Source organism: Algoriphagus aestuariicola, assembly GCF_017254835.1.
GTDB classification, from domain to species: domain Bacteria; phylum Bacteroidota; class Bacteroidia; order Cytophagales; family Cyclobacteriaceae; genus Algoriphagus; species Algoriphagus aestuariicola.
On record NZ_JAFKCW010000004.1, the window covers coordinates 194457 to 213084 of the forward strand.

Consider the following 18628-nt stretch of genomic DNA (forward strand, 5'->3'; position numbering starts at 1 on the left):
CTATTTTTAACAAATGCCTAATTTTATTTTGGCATAGCCTTTGCCAATCAGCGTGTTGGATCATCTGGGGTTGCCCCTGATAATGAAAAAAACGCTAATCGCACTAATTTCCTTCATCATTCTCCTCTTTTCCGGGGTGCAGTGCACTTTCTTCGAAGAGCGGCTTGAGAAGGCTTTTAAGCCTCCATATATTCTAGACCTTCCTGGTATCCAAACCCGTGGTACCATTCGAGTTGCCGTGGACAATAATTCCACTTCCTATTACATCTACCGAGGAAGGAGGATGGGCTATGAATTTGAGCTTATCCGGGATTTGGGAAAAAATCTCGGTGTTCAAGTAGAGTACTTGGTGATTTCGGACATCGAACAAGCCTTTCAAGCTTTGGAAGAAGGCCGAGCTGACCTGATTGCCATGAATCTTGAAAGTAGCCCCGAACGAAACAGTCGGGTTTCATTTACCCATTACCTGGGTACCATGAGCACCGTAGTGGTGGGGAAAACCGGCTCCCAACAACCGACCACTTGGGAGAAGATCGGTAAGGACACCGTATATGTGAGAAAAGGCGCAGTCTATGAAAAACAGCTCTTGGCCATCAAGGATTCGCTTCAGATGGGCTTTGTGGTAAGTGTTTCGGACGAGCATGAGGAGACGCTGATCGACCAGATAGCCGATGGAAAGATCAAGTGGACGGTGGCCGACCGAAATATCGCAAAAGCAAACCAAACCTATTATCCAGGTCTAGATGCTTCACTGAAAGTCTCAGAAGACGGTGCGATCTCCTGGGCCCTGCGGAAAAACTCACCGAAATTGCTCAACGCAGTAAATGTATGGCTGGCAGAAAAGAAAAAGAAGTTTGTCCCAGAGCTCTATGCCAAATATTTCCTCAGTCCCAGAAACAGCTTTTTCAGGGCCAACAGTCCCTTTTCTTCTCTAGGAGGCAAAAAGATCTCCGTTTTTGATGACATGATCAGAAATGCGGCGGAGGAGTTGGGCTGGGATTGGCGTCTTTTGGCGGCTTTGGTGTATAAGGAATCGGGATTTGACACCACCGCCGTTTCCTACGCTGGAGCGGAAGGCTTGCTTCAGCTGATGCCGGTGACCTTGCAGAGATTTGGCGTTACCGATCCCAATGATCCCGTACAGTCTCTCAGTGGAGGGGTCAGATATCTACAATACCTGGACAAGTTTTGGAGGGAACGGGTGCCTGACTCCAAAGAACGCATCCGCTTTATACTTGCCTCTTACAATATTGGTCAGGGTCATGTAGAGGATGCGTGGAGATTGACCATGAAATATGGGAAAAACACTCGTAGCTGGAAGGATGTTTCCCTTTTCCTCAACCTAAAAAGTGATCCTGAGTACTATCGGGATCCTATTGTGAGGAGCGGCTTTGCCAAAGGCCACATCGCGGTCAATTATGTCCGCGACGTGCTTAGCCTTTTTGAATCTTACAAAACGTTAGTTGAGCCCTGAATCTCAGTGAAGCTCAAACAGTGCTTCGACCTCGACGGGAATGTTGTCTGGAAGTGAGCCCATCCCCACTGCCGAGCGAACTCCGATTCCGTTTTCCTCTCCCCACACACTTGCGAAAAGCTCGCTGCATCCGTTGATGATAAAGGGGTGTCTTTCGAAATCCGGTGTACAGTTGACCATGCCCAGCACCTTGATCACGCGCTTGACCTTGTCCAGGCTGCCGATATTTGCCTTGATGGTGGACAGCATGGCTAGTCCGACCTGTCGAGCAGCCAGCTTTCCGGCATCCATATCCATGTCTACGCCGATTCTGCCGATGATCAGGCTGCCATCATCCTGCACCGTCCCATGACCGGAGAGATATAGGTATTTGCCATCGATAAGGCATGGCTTGTAGACGCCGAGTGGCTTTGGAGCGGGAGGAAGGCTCAGACCGAGCTTCGCAAAGTTGTTTTCAGGTGTTTCCATCAGGGTTGATTTTGGACTGAAATTAGACAAAAAGATCCAGAATGAGGACTCCAAACAAGCCTACAACGGCCACAATGGTCTCCATCAGCGACCAGGATTTGATGGTATCCTTGATGCTCACGTTGAAAAATTCCTTGTACATCCAAAATCCCCCGTCATTGAAATGGGAGAACATCAGGCTCCCCGCGCCAATGGAAAGCACAAGCAAATTCGGGTCTACATTCATAGTGGTGACCAATGGCGCGATAATCCCCGCTGTGGTCAAGCCCGCTACAGTTGCCGAACCAACGCAAATGCGGATGACTGCCGTGATCATCCACGCAAGGATGAGCGGGTGGATGTCCCAGGTTTTTAGGCTTTCGGCAATGGTTAAGCTGACACCCGTATCTGTGAAAATCTGCTTGAGGGCACCCGCACCGGCGACAATAAGCAGGATCATGGCCACATCTTTCGTAGCAATGGTGTAGATGTCCATCAGCTTCACCATGTTGGTATTTCTGAATATACCCAGCGAAAACGTAGCGTAAAGTACGGAGACTAACATCACCACGCCGGGGTCTGCAATGAAGTTAACCAGCGGACGAATCGGATCGTCCGGAGAAATGTTCAAGTTCAAGGCGGTAGTTCCAATCAATAAAATCACGGGAAGCAGTGCGGTGAAGATGCTGTTTCCGATTCCCGGCAATTCACTTTCAGGCTTAGGTTCTGATTGGAAAGTCTTGAGGGGTTCCGATTTAATGTTTTTCAGGAAAGGGGAAAATAGCGGTCCTGCGATGATGATAGTCGGAATGGCTATCAGAAAACCGTAGAAAAGTGTCAGTCCCATATTTGCTCCAAACTGTGCGACCAAGGCAGCCGGTGAAGGATGGGGAGGCAAAAAGCCGTGTGTTACCGAAAGGGCCGCAAGCAATGGAATGCCTACGTATACGGCCGGCAGCTTGTATTGATAGGAAACAGTGAAGGCCAAGGGTACGAGAAGCACGAAACCTACATTGTAAAAAAGCGGAATTCCCACGATCAAACCGGTGACGGCCATCGCCCAGGTCATGTGCTTTTCTCCGAAGATCCTCATCAGAAACCCTGCGATCCGCTGTGCCGCACCGCTTTCGGAGACTAGCTTCCCAAGCATCGCACCCGTCACGATCACGATGACCAGGTCTCCCAGCATGGCACCCATGCCTTTTTGCGCGGATTTGGCGACTTGGTCTGCCGGAAGTCCCAGCATCAGGCCAGCGGAGATGGAGGCGATCAAAAAAGCGAGAAAGGGATTGAGCTTGGCCCATACGATCAGAAGTACCAGGATCGCTATGCTGAGCAAAACAAAAACAAAGGTCATAGGTTGGTTTGGGGTTTAAAGGGTAAGATAGGCAAATCAGGGAAAAGTGCCTTTCCACCCGGAAAATATTGAACCTATTTCCTGATCAACTTGACCACCAGCTGATGTTGCTCCGATATGATCCAGACGAAGTAAATCCCGGGAGGCAGGGTTTGAATCAGCGGCTGAATATCGGCCCCAAGATACTTGGATTGAGCTACCAGCTGTCCCTGGGAGTTTTGGATGAGTAGCTGTGATCTTCTCAAGTCTAGATTTGGAGGAAGTACCAGATGCAGGGGGCCATTGGAATAGGGGTTTGGATAGATGCTCAGGCTATTGGCTTCGGCTTCGATTTGCCTTCCTACCCTCAGGACATTGCTCCAAGTGAAATTTGCTGTTTTGTCCAGCTGCTTGATTCGGTAGAAATTATCCCGACGCAAATCGGCACTTTCATCAAGAAACTGAAAATGCTCCAAAACATGGCTATTTGCCTGCGAGGCGATTTCACCAAGCTTTTCCCATCCGGATTCAATTGGATCGTGGCTCTTGTAGATTTCGAAAAAGAAATCCGACCCGTCTCCGACTACTTTCCATTTCAACAAGATGCCTTGTTTGGTTAGGCTGGCGTCTGTTTCGAGCCAGTGGACAGGTAGTACGGATGCGGTTCTGAAGCTTCCGACGGTGAAATTCTTGCCCGGCAAATCCGAGAAGCTCAGGCTCCGCCGAGCCCAAAGCTCGGTTGGGTCAATTCCAGGCAAGTGGCTGCCCGGAGCTGCGTAGCCGGTGCCAACTATCCGCAGGTCATCCACATCATCCACGATCAGTTTGTCTGCAGAGATCCGCAGTTCGAGCGGATTGGGAGTGGGCGTTATCCCCGAGAATTGAAAGTAGCTGAAAAGTCGATACAGTATCTCGGTGCCGTCAACGTCGTCAAACCCAGAATTGTATTCCGCTCCGCTGTATTCGGTGAAGGAAATCTGTAGATTCCCTCCGGCCGAGTTTCCCAGGAGCTGGACTTTACGGATGCCACCATTTCTCGTGTCTTGGAAGGGGAAGGTAGAATTTGCACCGTTCAGCGTCGCAGGGATGCCATAGTAGTGGAACTGGCCTACGTTTTTCCAAGACCCATCGAAATAGACGAATGTACCGGCTAAGCCCGTGTTGATCGAAAGATTGTTGCCCTCCAAATCCATACTTCCCTGGGTGAGTGTCAAGTCTCGCTGCACAGTAAGATCGGAATTGGGAAAGAAGTTGCCGCCGGTTTTGGTCAGAGTCAAATCCCGGACCACAAGCAGAAAGCCCAGAATTTCCTGGTCGCCGGAACCTGCCAATGTCAGGCTTGTGTTGGATGCCGTGAAATTGCCCGAGCCGCTTTTTTCCAAGTTTCCATGCAGGATCAATTGATTGGGGAGGGCGAGGTTTTGGCTTCCCTGAAGTTCGATGTCCCGGACTGAGATTGGGGTTGCCGCGTCGGCATAGGAGCTGGCTAGATAAGTCTTTCCGGTTGATCCGCCACGAAAGACGATTTTCCCATCAAGCTGGAAATTGGCCGCTTCTATTCTGGGCGCATTGCCTTCTAGAATCAGGGTGCCGCCATTTTGAAGAGTAAAGTCCTGCGCGCTGGTAGTCCCACTGGTAGATCTATTGAGTATTCCGGCATTGCATTCGGAAATAAAAGTCGCACCGGATTCAACGACCATACTACCATAGGGTCCTACTCCAAATACGGAAGTTTCTGTGTTGAACGACAGCGAAAAGCAAGTGTTTGGCAATACTGAAGTATCTATTTTTTGGAATAAGGTACCTGATCGGACGGTGAAGGCAAGGGCTTTGAGGGGAGCCTCCAGCGTCAGGGTTTCTCCTGGGTCCGCATCGAATATGACGGCAAAGCGACTTTGGGTGGTCTGGGCGCTCCAGCTATTTTTCTGAACAATCACCCGGGAGCTGCCTTTGAAAACAAGCGTGCTTGAAACGGAATTTCCGATCCAGTTTTGGCTGTTCCAGGCATTGTCGGGTGTTCCGGGGGCTGCTCCTGAAAAAGCGTTCAAGGATCCATACACATGTAGCTGAAATCCGGACAGGTTCAATTTTTGGCCTGCCCCCGTTTCAGCATTGATAAACACGCTTTTCACAGCCTCGTTGCTGGTCAATGTCAGGGTATGGGTCTGGTTGATGTAGATGTCATTGCCCTGACCGGGTTTGCTCGTGGCAGGGTTCCAAGTAATTCCATCCCAAAAAACCCAAATGGAAATGTCCGAGAAATTGCCGCTGGCGGTAGTTTTGTAGGCGTTTAGTTCTTGGGAAAAAGCCTTGCCAAGAAGCAGCCAGACCGCTGCAACTGCCAGGAATAACCAGTATATTCGGCGGGTAAAAAAATTCCTTCTGGAATCTAAAAAAGTATTAGTATCCATTAAAAAGAGGATTTAAAAAGTACTATTAATTTAAGAAAATGATCAAAAATATTAAAATAGTTTTTCTGATTTTTTTTCTGATAATCCTAGTTCCAACTAATTCCAAAGCTCAATCCCACCGTGTTAGTCTTCTGACTTGTGATGCAGGGGAGGAAATCTATACCTCTTTTGGGCACAGTGCGGTGCGGGTTCAGGATCTGAGTACCGGTCAGGATTTGGTGTATAATTATGGAACCTTTGACTTTGGAGCACCCAATTTTGTATTGAATTTTGCTGGCGGCAGGCTGGACTATTTTCTCTCTGTGTCGACTTTTGACCGGTTTATTGCCGAGTACGACTACTTCGAGCGGAGTGTTCGGGAGCAGGTACTGGATCTGAATGAGACTCAGACCAAAGATCTTGTGCAGTTTTTGCAGACCAATTACCTCCCAGAGAACAGAAACTATCGGTACGACTTTTTCTTTGATAATTGTGCGACCCGAATTCGTGACGCAATGAGGGTAATTCTCGGCGATCAACTTGTCTGGAACGAGCAAAAGCAGCTTCCCGTTGAAAAGACTTTCCGAGAATTGATAGATGAGAAGGTGCTTTACATGCCTTGGTCGGACTTGGGAATTGACATTGCGCTCGGATCGAGACTAGACCGTGACGCTACCCCGTTTGAGGAGCAATTTTTGCCATCTTACATGGAGATGGCTTTTGGCAGTGCAGAGATCATCGGAGATGGCCCCTCCCGCCCTTTGGTTAGTCAAAGTCGGGTAATATTGGATTTCCCGGATTCAGAGGAAAAAATGGCAACGTTGAATCCTTATTGGATTTTTTGGGTGATAGCTTTTGCCTTTACAGCAATGACATTTATCGGCCACAAGAAGAAAAGGCTTTTCATTGGCATTGATATCTTTGTTTTTGGGATTTTGGGAACTATTGGTCTTGTACTTGCGGCACTTTGGATTGGATCTGAGATTCCTTCAACTAAATGGAACTGGAATATTCTCTGGGCATTTCCCGGACATCTGGCGCTCGTGTATGGACTCACCAAAAAACAAATCCAACCTTGGGTAAAAAAGTATCTCCTTTTCGCGTTGATTCTAGCGGATGCGGCGGTGGTTTTTTGGATATTGGGCTGGCAGTCTTTTCACCCGAGCCTGATCCCGCTGCTGCTGGTGATCATCCTGCGTACGAACTACCTGTACTATAATCTAGGTGGCAGATCCCTGAAAGTCGCCTGATTTTCGAGTTTCGAAAACCTTTTGATCAGTCTTTGTTGTTGGGAGAAAAGCTATGGAATTTAAACTAACCTCTGATTACCAACCTACCGGCGATCAACCCAAGGCGATCGAGGAGCTTACCTCAGGAGTCAAAGCAGGCGAACCCGCTCAAGTACTGCTTGGGGTGACAGGCTCCGGCAAAACCTTTACGGTCGCCAATCTGATTCAGCAGACCCAAAAGCCGACTTTGGTTCTCAGCCACAACAAGACCTTGGCAGCGCAGCTTTATGGGGAATTCAAGCAGTTTTTCCCGGATAACGCGGTCGAATATTTCATCTCCTACTACGACTACTATCAGCCGGAGGCTTTTATCCCCAGCTCGGGCACTTATATCGAAAAAGATCTAAGCATCAACCAGGAGATTGAGAAGCTTAGGCTCAGTGCGACCTCTTCCCTGCTGACCGGAAGGAGGGACGTGATTGTGGTCGCTTCGGTGTCCTGTATCTACGGTATCGGCAATCCGGATGAATTTGGGAAAAATGTCGTCCGTCTCCAGGAGGGTGACCGAATTCCTAGAAATCAGCTGTTGTTCAAGCTGGTAGACATTCTTTACAGCAGAACACAAACGGACCTGACCCATGGTACTTTCCGGGTCAAGGGCGATACTGTCGACATTTTTGTCGCCTACGCGGATTTTGCCTACCGGATTTTCTTCTGGGGAGACGAGATCGAGGCGATCCAGCGCATAGAGCCTGCGACGGGCAAAAAGCTTTCTGACGAAAAAATCATCTCGATCTTTCCGGCTAACCTATTCGTTACCGGACGCGATACCATCCAGACTGCCATCCATGAGATCCAGGATGATATGGTCGCCCAAGTGAATTTCTTCGAGAAAGAAGGGAAATTCATGGAGGCCAAGCGCCTGCAGGAACGGACGGAATTTGATCTGGAGATGATCCGCGAGCTCGGATATTGCTCTGGGGTGGAAAACTATTCCCGGTATTTCGACCGCAGGCTGCCGGGTGCAAGGCCTTTCTGCCTGCTGGATTACTTTCCCGATGACTATCTGTTGGTGATCGACGAGAGCCATGTGACCGTCCCTCAGATTCGGGCTATGTGGGGAGGAGACCGGTCGCGCAAGGTGAATTTGGTCGATTACGGTTTCCGCTTGCCCTCAGCTTTGGATAATAGGCCATTGAAGTTTGAGGAATTTGAGCAGTTGACCAATCAGGTGATTTATGTTTCAGCTACGCCAGCCGACTACGAACTGGCGCTGACAGAAGGGGTGGTCGTTGAGCAGATCATTCGACCTACCGGTCTCTTAGACCCCACCATAGATATACGGCCCAGCCAAAACCAAATCGATGATCTTCTGGAAGAAATTGACCAAACGATCAAAACCGAAGCGCGCGTGCTGGTGACCACGCTGACCAAGCGCATGGCCGAGGAGCTTCAAAAGTTCCTGGAGCGGGCTGGTGTGAAATCCCGCTACATCCACTCAGAAGTAAAGACGCTCGATCGAGTGGAGATTTTGCGTGAGCTCAGACTCGGGATTTTTGATGTATTAGTCGGCGTCAACCTGCTCCGGGAAGGCTTGGATCTTCCGGAAGTTTCTCTTGTCGCGATCTTGGATGCCGATAAGGAGGGCTTTTTGAGAAATGAACGCTCCCTGGTACAGACTATCGGTCGTGCTGCAAGAAACTCGGAAGGCCGCGTGATCATGTACGCCGATAAGATAACAGAGTCCATGCAGGCAGCCATCGATGAGACTCGGAGAAGGCGTGCATTGCAGACAGCCTACAATGAAGAGAATGGTATCACGCCTACCACGGTGATCAAGTCTAGGGACAAGATCATGGGCCAGACCAAAGTCGCCGACTCCAAAAAAGGGACAAAATACTATGCAGAGCCCATGCCGTCTGAAGCACAGGTCGCGGCTGACCCGGTGGTCGAATATCTCAGCAAGGACAAGTTGGAAAAGCTTATTCAGCAAACTCAAAAGCTCATGGAAAAAGCCGCCAAGGAGCTCAACTTTATGGAAGCCGCTCGGCTACGGGATGAGTGGCAAGCCCAAAAATCCCGGCTTGCAGAGCTCAACCGAGGCCTCGGCAACTAGTCTGTAATAAAAGCAATCGAAGCCATGACCCTTCAGGAAGTAAAAGTCTTGGCCAACAAAGGCGAGGGGCTCAAGATCGAATTCAAGAAAAAGGCTGCATTTCCCGAGAAGATCGTGCGGGAGGTGATCGCATTGGCCAATACCGCAGGAGGGGATTTGTTGATCGGGGTCGACGATGATGGCACAGTCAGCGGTCAGCGCTACATCGAAGAGGAAATTTTTATACTGGAAAAATCTATTAGAGAGCTCATCTTTCCGGACTTGAGAGTGGAGATTTTTACCGTTAAGTTGAACGAGAAAAAGGGCGTAGCCGTATTTCGTATCCCCTTGAGCCCAGATCGCCCGCATTACCTGAATGTGGGCGACAGAAAACAATCCTACATCCGCGTGGGAGACCGCAGCGTCCAGGCCAGCCGTGAAGTTTGGGAAGTGTTGAGGAGGAACCGTGTCCCCAGGGATACGATTTTTACCTATGGTTGGAAGGAGGAGATTCTCATGAAAGCCTTGGAGGAAAAGGGACAGATCACCTTGAAAGAGTTTTCGAAATTGGCCAAGATTCCACCCTTTTTGGCCTCCAAAACACTAGTCAGGTTAGTATCTGCCAATGTCCTTGTCCTTCATCCCCAAGAAATGGAGGACTATTTTACCATCAAGTCGCAGGAAGGATGATCCCCGTTTTTTCTGAAAATCCTTCGTTTCCCTGAAGCCCTCCAGTATGGATCATCAGAATCCGGGATTGCTTTGCAAAATGGTCTTTTCCGATCAGGTCCCAAAGCGCAAAAGCCAGTTTGCCCGTATAGATGGGATCGAGGGGAATACCAAACTCGGAATGAAACCACTGTAGAAATCCGATCAGTTCAGGCTTGGTTTTTCCATAGCCTCCGAAGTGATACTCGGCATGAACGGCGTGGCTCCCTTTTGGCTTGATCTCGTATTTCGCCAGCATTTCCGAGATTTGTCGGTAAATGAAATCTCCCTTTAAGGACGAAAAGCCCAGCAGATTTTGGTGGTTTTTGATTGTCGCCGCAAGTCCTGCAAAAGTCCCCCCCGTACCGATGGAAACGCAGATATGGGAGAATCCGGCAGTTTCTTTTCCCAGGATTTCTTTTGTGCCAGCGATGGCAAGTTCGTTTGTGCCACCCTCGGGGATTAGATAAAAATCCCCAAATTCCTCTTTGAGTTTATCCAGGAATTCGGGGGAATCTTTGTTTCGATAGCTTTCCCTATCCACAAGACGAAGGACCATTCCCATTTCTTTGGCATGGCGTAGCGTAGGATTGCCCAAGTCCGCGTCTTGTCCGCGGATCACTCCGATGCTCGGAAGTCCCGCCGCATGGGCCGCCGATGCCGTGGCGAAGATGTGGTTTGAAAATGCGCCTCCAAAGGTCAGTATGGTTTTTTTGCCAGATTCTTTTGCGGCTTTGAGGTTGTATTTAAGTTTGAAAAACTTGTTGCCCGAGACCTCATCATCGATCTGGTCTAGTCGCAAAACGGCAAAATCCACAGCCTTTTTTCTTAAAAGCGGATGGGTGATGTATTGAATGGTGCCAATTGGTGGGACAAGCATTGGAGGACTTTTGCCAAAGTTAAGCCTCATCCCCCTATTTTTGCAGCCATGAGCCAACAGCCCGAAGAGGAATTCGAAGAGGATGAGTTAGAATTATATGAGCGCCACCGTATCCTCGTGGACAAGGGACAGTCATTGGTCCGCATAGACAAGTTTTTGACGGAAAAGATAGCCTATGTCACCAGAAATAAGGTGCAGCAGGCTATTGATAACGAAACAGTCCTGGTCAACGGAAAAGCGGTCAAGTCCAATTACCGCATCAAGCCGCTTGACGACATCCAGGTTTTCATGGATAAGCCCAGACGGGATACGGAGGTGATCCCCGAGGATATCCCCTTGGACATCGTGTATGAGGACAAAAGCCTGCTGATAGTCAACAAGCCTCCGGGAATGGTCGTACATCCGGCCCACGGCAACTGGAATGGTACCCTGGCCAATGCGCTAGTTTTCCACTTCCAACATTTGCCGGAAATGAAGGGCAACGAGGGCCGGCCGGGCCTGGTCCATCGAATTGACAAGGATACTTCGGGACTTTTGGTGATCGCAAAATCGGAAGAAGCGATGACGCCATTGGCGGCACAGTTTTTCCACCATACGATCCAGCGGACATACCTTGCACTTGTATGGGGCGAGCTGGAGGCTGATTCAGGTACGATTCGAGGCAACGTCGGCAGAAGTGCCAAAGACAGGAAAGTGATGGATGTGTTTCCTGACGGAAGCCAAGGTAAACACGCGGTGACCCATTGGAAAGTCGTAAAGCGATTGCGCTATGTGACGCTGGTACAATGTAACCTGGAGACGGGCCGCACCCATCAGATCCGTGCGCACATGAAGTTTATTGGACACCCTTTGTTCAACGATGCGATGTATGGGGGGGACAAGATCCGCAAGGGTACCCAGTTTGCAAAATATAAGGCATTTGTGCAGAACTGCTTCGATCTAATGCCTCGCCAGGCGCTGCATGCGATGAGTTTGGGATTTGTGCATCCGCTTACCAAAGAGCAACTCTACTTCGAGGCACAGCTGCCGGAGGATTTCTCAGCAGTACTTGAGAAATGGGAATCCTATGTCAATTTTGACTAGTTTGTTCTCAATTTTGGAAAAAAAGTCTGCCATTTATGTGAAAAACGTAAATATTGTTAGGATTAGGTATGAAAAATGTAAAAAAGTATCTTGCTGTTAACGGATCGTCAAAACCATGGAGCATAAAGTATACGATATTGATAAAATGACATAATTCAATCGTTACCATTAAAAATAATGTAAATATTCATCGAAATGTTTGAAAAGTTTGCAATGAATAGAAAAATGCATGCTATATTTGAATCATCAACGGGGATAAAAGATCCCCAATACAATGTAGGATGTTGAAACTGGCAGACAAGCCCTCCTGTCTCGGGGGTGGAGAATCTGGGATAAAGCATTTAGCGAGCTCGTAAATTTGCCTAACTACTCCGTGGAGGTTCGAATCCTTCTCCTACAGCAGGTTATTTTGGGTTTATTGTTAATTGACTAAAACCATGAAATTTTATTTCATGGTTTTTTTATTGCCCAAATTTTCCGATTTGACCCTTTGGAATCATTGAAAATCTTCTAAAAAGCTTCTTCCCGCAAAGGATTACTTTGCTGAATGTTTAATTATAACTATTTATTTTTAAAAAATATGTAAATTATTGAAAATATATTTGAATTATTTTCAATAAATAAATCAAACTGTTAACTTTGAGATATCAAAAGGGATGAACGGTCCCTCACACACAATGTAGGATGTTGAAATTGGCAGACAAGCCCTCCTGTCTCGGGGGTGGAGAATCTGGGATAAAGCATTTAGCGAGCTCGTAAATTTGCCTAACTACTCCGTGGAGGTTCGAATCCTTCTCCTACAGCAGGTTATTTTGGGTTTATTGTTAATTGACTAAAACCATGGAATTTTATTTCATGGTTTTTTTATTTCCCAATATTTCAATCGGCAAATAAGATTCTGCAACACTACAGTATGTCAGAATTAACATGAGGTAAATTCTGATTTGGTAGTCAATTGTCAAATTGATAACGAAATAGGTTTTTCTCAGGCCGTTGTTTTATGTATTTTCAATTAATTGATAAATAATTAATGATAATGTAAAAAATGAAAATAAAACTTGACGAAATTTTAATAAACCAATCGTATTTCTAATTTTGAGGCATCAAGTTCTCAAACCTATTCAAACTATTGCAAGGAGCTCGTTAGAGCTTTTTGATTATCAGGGGGTCGGGACGATTTCTGCCATAGGGCGGAAAGGTTCCTTTCTCCCATCTTATTTCTTGACATATTGTAGGATGTTGAAACTGGCAGACAAGCCCTCCTGTCTCGGGGGTGGGGAGCTCAGCACAAAGCGTAATTCAAACCGGACTATTGCCTAACTGCCTCGTGGAGGTTCGAATCCTTCTCCTACAGCACTTTTGAAAAGCAATGCCATGGCATTGCTTTTTCTTTTTTTGCCCATTTTAGTGTTATCTTTTGATTAGCCAATTCATATTTCGCTTTTATGGAATCTGGGAAAAGGAGTAAGCATTTTGCCCATCCCACTCGTAGGAAAATCCTCCGGATTGCAATGATCGTCGTGCTTTCCTTCCTTTTTCTGGAATTTTTGGTCTATTTCGGATCCAACATTTTTCTGAGAAAATATGCGCAGCAAAAGATCAACGAGGCGACCGAGGATGTCTATCTCGTAGATTTCAACCGCTTCAGTTTTTCTCTGATCCGAAGAGGCTTTTTTCTGGATGGCATCGTCATGAAGCCCGTCAATCCCAAGAACAGAAAGGAGGATCAGGCGCTGTTTGAGGTGACGCTGGATCAGATTGCCTTTCGAAACCTGTGGTATAACTTCTTTGACAAGAAGTTTACTATTGGCAAGATCTACATAGACAATCCGACGGTTGTCCTGGATTTGCCTCCCAAGGTTCCCCAAGCCGACAAGCATCCTTCGCAGGATGGAGAAGAGAAAATCTCTCCCATCAAAGCACTCGAAGAGGAGATCAAAAAGACTGTGCGAAAGGCCAATCTTGTGGGTTTGTTGATCAAAGAGGTGGAAATAGACCACGCCAACCTCTTTTTCTCCAACTTTTTGAGTCGGTCAGATCTGAAAGCCGACAATACTTCCTTATTGATCAGGAATATTGATTTTTCCACTGGTGAAGAATGGAAGACTCCCTTCAATGCGGAGGGCTTCGAGTTTGAGCTGGAAAAAGTCACCTATCCCTTAGCCGATGGAGTTCACCTGATCAGCGCAGATCGGGTGTTCATTTCCTCCCTGGACAATGTCATCGATATCGAGAGGGTTGATCTCACTCCGGACCGATCCAAAGAGAGCAGGGCCTACTACAGCGTCGGGCTCAAGGAGCTGCGAGTGGGAAATGTTGACCTAAATAAGGCCTTCATGACCTCGATTGTGGAGATCGACGAACTGATCCTGGACGATCCGGAACTGGATGTCGTGAGCAATCCCCAAGTAAGGTCAGACAGCGCAGCATCGGGTGACCTCAATGACTTCATCAAAGGAAGTTTGGAATCGGTGAGGATCAAGGAGCTGTCGATCAACAAAGGGAAGTTTGTAAGATCCGATTTGGAGGACACACTTAGGAATAGGATAGAGCTCGACGAATTGAACTTCAAGATGGTCGGATTTTACCTCGGAGAGGATTCGGTCAAACGACAAAATCAGTTTTTCTACGGGGAAGATGCGGCAATGGAAATCAAGGGAAGCCGGATCTATCTGGGAGACCAGATCCATTTGGTCACCGGAGAGGAGGTGAGCGTTTCTTCATTCAAAGATGAATTGATCGTCAGAAACCTCAGCATCCAGCCCCGTCCCGAGTCATTGGATTCACAGGATCCAGAACGACTGCTCAAGCTCGACCTTGCCGAATTCTCGGTAGAGGAGGTAGGGCTGAGGCAAATGTACAACGACGGGATTCTTCAGGCAGAGCAAATCAGGATCCTAAGGCCGCGCGTGGAATATACGGAACTGGAAAAGAAAATCTCCGACAGAAGCCGACAGGTACCCTTGGGCGAGATCGTTTCGGGTTTTTTGAAGGAAGTGTCGGTCGGTTCTTTCGCAGTTGAGGAAGGGACGATCCAATTTATAGGTTCGGGGGGACAAAGACGAAACGACATTGGATTCGAGCAGTTCAGTTTTCGCTTGGACAACATACTTTTTAAGCCGGAAGTCTCCGATGAAATCCGCGAGCAGGTCCAATTGGACGAGATTTATGTGAAGCTGGATAAATATCGATTGAAGCTGAAAGACAATCTGCATATCATCATGGCTGATCAATTGACGATAGATTCGAAAAACGAGCTGCTTGAAGTACAAAATCTGACCATCCGACCGGAAGACCAAACGAGCATCCAATCTCTGCTTGGGACGTACGGAAAGACTTCGGTGGTCGACTTTGCCGTCCCGATGTTTCGTGCCGAAGGAGTAGACATCAAATCTATTTTTTATGAGGAGGAGCTATTGGTGCATCGGATTCTGATGCCAAATCCTGTTTTCGTAATAGAGACCTATCGTGAAAAACCCAGGTCTTCAGGAGAGTCTCCGGGGTCCAATGATGAGCTCAGGGATGTGTTGCTGGGATATTTCAATGCCATAGCCGTCGACACAGTCAGCATGGACAAGGCACAGGTCCGCTATGTAAGTTATGTGGAAGGCAAGAGTTTTAATTTCGAAGAGGACAACCTTTCCCTGAGCTTGAAAAATTTTGCTTTGGATCAGGAGATGTCCGAGACAGATGACAAAACGCTGTTTTCGGATGAGATCGACTTGGTGTTCAACAATTATTCCTTTAGTCTGGCTGGTGGAAAATATGAAGTGGCGACCGATCAGCTGCAATACAATTCCCTGAGAAAATCCATAGACGTAAGGGGATTGGTAATGAGACCAAATTCCGATTTTCAGGGAAGAATCCAGCTGGGCCTACAGTTTCCCAACGTGAACTTTAAGGGTGTGGACATCGAGCAATTCTTGTTTGAAAACAGGCTGGACCTGAACAAGCTGGAGATCGACAAGGGGCAAATTGAGATCGGAATTGACAAAGAAGTGGCTGCAAGGTCTGCTTCCGCTGATTCAAGACAGCCTGCCGGACTTGGAAAGAGGTCCCTCAAAGAGGTGTTGATCGACACGATAGAGACGAGCAACTCGACGCTTGCGATCAATTATCAGTTGGATGAATCTTCGATAAACTCAATCGAAACGGATTTTGGGCTGCTTGTTCGTGGATTTAGGCTTGACTCGGCGATCACAGCGAACAAGGATGTGGGAAACTTGTACGACGAAGTCAACCTGAGTTTGAAGGAATTTAAGTTTGCGCTACCGGACAGTGTCCATACGCTGGGCTTCTCCACTGTTGACATCGGCACCACGAAGGAAGAGGTTGTGTTTTCCGATTTTTACCTCAGCCCAAAGGATCAGTTCGGAAAGCCGGGATCCCCGACCTTGGATGCAAAGATTGACCAGTTGATTCTGAAGAACAACAAGCTGGCGGAGATACAGGATACTGGAATATTGGATTTGAGGGAATTGCGACTGGTCAACCCAAAGCTGAACCTCTACTTGGATACAGCCGAAGTCCAGCATGGGCCCGAAAAAACAAAGCCAAAATCTTCCTCTTCGTTGGTTCACACCATTTTGTTGGGAGACGTTTTGCTGAAAAACGGCGAATTAGCACTCCACCGAAAAGGGCAGGGACCGATTCCTAGACTGGACTTTCGGGGGATATCAGTCGATGCACGAGCTTTGAATCTGAATCTGCTTAAAGGCGAGCAGGTCCTTGACTTAAAGGCTTTGGCAGAAAAAAATATCCAGTTTGGCTTTGAAAACTATTCCACAATCACTCCGGATAGCCTCTACAAAGTGGACTTGGGTAGGGTGGACTTTAGCCAAGGGAATTTGAGACTGGAGGACGTATATTATCGACCAGTTGACGGAAACTATGGCTTGCTGAGAAAGTTGCCTTTCCAGTCTGACGCAGTCACGGCACGTATCGGATCGATCCAACTCAATGGGATTGATGCAGAAAGCTACATTGGGAATAAGTGGATAAAGGCAACGGAGATCGTGGTGGAAAGCCCAAAGGTGGATCTTTTCAGGGACAAGCGATATCCCTTTGACAGTTCTGCGCAAAAGCCCATGCCGCAGTATTTGATGGAGAATGCCAGGATCAACGCCGATCTAGTTTCCCTGCGAGTCCGAAATGGACAAGTGCGCTATTTTGAATTTGCGCCAAAAGGCATGGTGCCTGGAATGATCTCCTTCGATAGGATCGACTTGGACATGGCGCCTTTTTATCTAAGAGAGGCGAATCAGGATTATCCCCTGGACAAACTGAGGCTAGGTATCCAGGCCTATGTCATGGATACGTCCAAGGTGAATTTGGAAGCCTTGATGTACTTCAAGTCCAAGTATCCTATGGACGTAAACGTGAGTATGGACAGCTTTGCCTTTGCAGAAACGAATGATTTTTTGTCAAAAACCCTTTTTGTCAAGGCGGTTGACGGAACGGTGACCAATGGAAGCTGGAATTTTGTACTGAATGAGGATGAAGCGAGAGGGGAGATGGAGTTTGGCTATACGGATTTGAAGATCCAGTTTTTGGATTCGCTGACCTTGGAAAGGGGGCTTGGAAAGTTGAAGATCTATACCTTTGGAGCGAATCTATTCGCAAAAAACTCCAATCCTCGGGCTCTGTCTTCCAAGATTGCCAAGCGCAGAATATATCAAGAGCGGGATAAGCGAAAGTTTGTATTTAGCGCTTGGTGGAGAGCGACTTTTAGTGGCCTCCGGGGAACCTTGGGATTTGGGAGAGCAAAAATGCCCAAGAGGAGAGAAGAGGAGTGAGGATTCGAAGAGAAGAATTCGCTGAGGCGGGTAATATCATTTTCCAATCCGATAACCACCTAGGAGCTCACTCTTCTTTGGGAAAAGGGTACGAACCGTCGAGAACCATTTCTGCGAATTCGTTTAGGGTCTGGCTGGTCTGAAGGGGAGCTTACAACTTAGCTCGGTGGACAGGCTGGTGTAAGCCATCTAATGGAGTCGAATGCACCAACTAGTGATAAAATATTTCGTTCGACTTATTTATAAACAAACAAAATTAAGCTCTTGCCAAGGGACGCGGACGGATTTAACAAAGAAGCTATTGAGCACGTGTGGTACATGCGCCCTGTTTTTTTCGTCTCAAGCATCCAGGATTCAATCGGATTCTATGTCGACAAGCTGGGTTTCATAAAGAAATGGCATGAAGCAGACGGTGAAGGCACGGTTTGTCAAGTCGACCGTGGAGGCTGTGAGATTATTTTATGTCAGGACACTACTCGCAGTAGTCGATCTCGTGTTTTCCTAGAATTGTCTCGCGATGGAGTTGACCAACTGCTTAAAGAAATTGCCGATCGTTCCGTTCCAACAAAGAAATCCTGGTGGGGATACGACGTACTTCAAATAGAAGACCCAGACGGCAATGAACTTCTTGTTTGCTTAGAAAACCTTCTATGAGGCCCGTCACGCAGACGGTATTAATGGGCAATAGATAAGATTAATTTACTCCGACAATTTCATGTGAAAAATGTGGAGTTGAGTTTTGTTCCCAATGGACAACATGTGGGCTAAATGCTAATTGACAGGAGAAAACTAAAAAAACGACTGCTGATTACTGACGAAACCCAACAGTCGTCAACAATGGGTTGTTCAATTGCGGGGTATAGGGAAAAGATATAGATTGTGTTTCAAATAGGGTTTGGTAACGTGGACAATGACGCATCAGGACGGTTTTATCATTCCGCTGCGCTTCATTTTTACAACCTCCTATACCCGCAACTGCAAATAGCCAAGCGTTGTGCACAACGCCGCGGGAAAGATTAGGTACTTCGAACAGTGGCACTTTTCCTTGACGCACATTCCCCCGCGACACCAAATCAATCAAAAAAGCCAATCGTTTCATGTTCGACGCTAACAGCAAAATACTGCGTTTGTAGATATTTATGAACGTTTGGTTGTTCATAACTGAACAATGAAAAAAACTGTTAGTTCAAT

Annotated in this window: 12 protein-coding genes; 7 read left to right on the forward strand and 5 right to left on the reverse strand. The window is 47.4% G+C overall.

Annotation, left to right across the window (positions count from 1 at the left end; genetic code table 11):
* Window positions 1–82 precede the first annotated feature (82 nt).
* Window positions 83–1474, forward strand: coding sequence for an MltF family protein (locus tag J0A67_RS17080; RefSeq protein WP_206570608.1), 1392 nt, complete (start codon window positions 83–85; stop codon window positions 1472–1474).
* Window positions 1475–1477: 3 nt separating this feature from the next.
* On the opposite strand, the gene J0A67_RS17085 is transcribed toward J0A67_RS17080, so the two are convergent.
* From J0A67_RS17085 to J0A67_RS17095, 3 genes are all read right to left on the reverse strand, one after another.
* Window positions 1478–1942, reverse strand: a complete 465-nt coding sequence (locus tag J0A67_RS17085; RefSeq protein ID WP_206570609.1) for a RidA family protein — start codon at window positions 1940–1942, stop codon at window positions 1478–1480.
* Window positions 1943–1964: 22 nt separating this feature from the next.
* Window positions 1965–3278, reverse strand: coding sequence for a gluconate:H+ symporter (locus J0A67_RS17090; RefSeq protein WP_206570610.1), 1314 nt, complete (start codon window positions 3276–3278; stop codon window positions 1965–1967).
* 74 nt (window positions 3279–3352) lie between these two features.
* Window positions 3353–5668 carry a T9SS type A sorting domain-containing protein gene (locus tag J0A67_RS17095; RefSeq protein ID WP_206570611.1) on the reverse strand — a complete coding sequence of 772 codons (2316 nt, stop codon included), beginning with the start codon at window positions 5666–5668 and terminating at the stop codon, window positions 3353–3355.
* 38 nt (window positions 5669–5706) lie between these two features.
* Here J0A67_RS17095 and J0A67_RS17100 point away from each other — a divergent pair, with 38 nt between their 5' ends.
* The 3 genes from J0A67_RS17100 to J0A67_RS17110 are packed head-to-tail and all read left to right on the forward strand — an operon-like array spanning window position 5707 to window position 9661.
* Window positions 5707–6897, forward strand: a complete 1191-nt coding sequence (locus tag J0A67_RS17100) for an Lnb N-terminal periplasmic domain-containing protein (RefSeq protein WP_206570612.1) — start codon at window positions 5707–5709, stop codon at window positions 6895–6897.
* Between the two features lie 52 nt (window positions 6898–6949).
* Complete coding sequence (uvrB, locus tag J0A67_RS17105) at window positions 6950–8992, forward strand: excinuclease ABC subunit UvrB (protein WP_206570613.1); 2043 nt, start codon at window positions 6950–6952, stop codon at window positions 8990–8992.
* 24 nt (window positions 8993–9016) lie between these two features.
* Window positions 9017–9661, forward strand: a complete 645-nt coding sequence (locus J0A67_RS17110; protein ID WP_206570614.1) for an AlbA family DNA-binding domain-containing protein — start codon at window positions 9017–9019, stop codon at window positions 9659–9661.
* Here the strand turns inward: J0A67_RS17110 and J0A67_RS17115 are convergent.
* A complete protein-coding gene (locus J0A67_RS17115) occupies window positions 9642–10589 on the reverse strand; it encodes a 1-aminocyclopropane-1-carboxylate deaminase/D-cysteine desulfhydrase (protein WP_241265240.1) in 948 nt (315 codons plus the stop codon). The genes J0A67_RS17110 and J0A67_RS17115 overlap by 20 nt on opposite strands.
* 18 nt (window positions 10590–10607) lie before the next feature.
* Between J0A67_RS17115 and J0A67_RS17120 the strand changes: the two genes are divergently transcribed.
* The 3 genes from J0A67_RS17120 (at window position 10608) to J0A67_RS23310 (ending at window position 18091) form a co-directional block, all read left to right on the forward strand.
* Window positions 10608–11642 carry an RluA family pseudouridine synthase gene (locus J0A67_RS17120; RefSeq protein ID WP_206570615.1) on the forward strand — a complete coding sequence of 345 codons (1035 nt, stop codon included), beginning with the start codon at window positions 10608–10610 and terminating at the stop codon, window positions 11640–11642.
* Window positions 11643–13087: 1445 nt separating this feature from the next.
* On the forward strand, window positions 13088–17437 hold the full coding sequence (locus J0A67_RS17125; RefSeq protein WP_206570616.1) for a hypothetical protein: 4350 nt from the start codon (window positions 13088–13090) through the stop codon (window positions 17435–17437).
* Between the two features lie 318 nt (window positions 17438–17755).
* Window positions 17756–18091 (forward strand): glyoxalase superfamily protein, encoded by a 336-nt coding sequence (locus J0A67_RS23310; protein ID WP_369075095.1) that lies wholly within the window; start codon window positions 17756–17758, stop codon window positions 18089–18091.
* A 154-nt stretch (window positions 18092–18245) separates the two neighbouring features.
* On the opposite strand, the gene J0A67_RS17130 is transcribed toward J0A67_RS23310, so the two are convergent.
* Window positions 18246–18596: a hypothetical protein gene (locus J0A67_RS17130; protein ID WP_206570617.1), complete on the reverse strand. Its 351-nt coding sequence runs from the start codon at window positions 18594–18596 to the stop codon at window positions 18246–18248.
* Window positions 18597–18628: the final 32 nt, after the last annotated feature.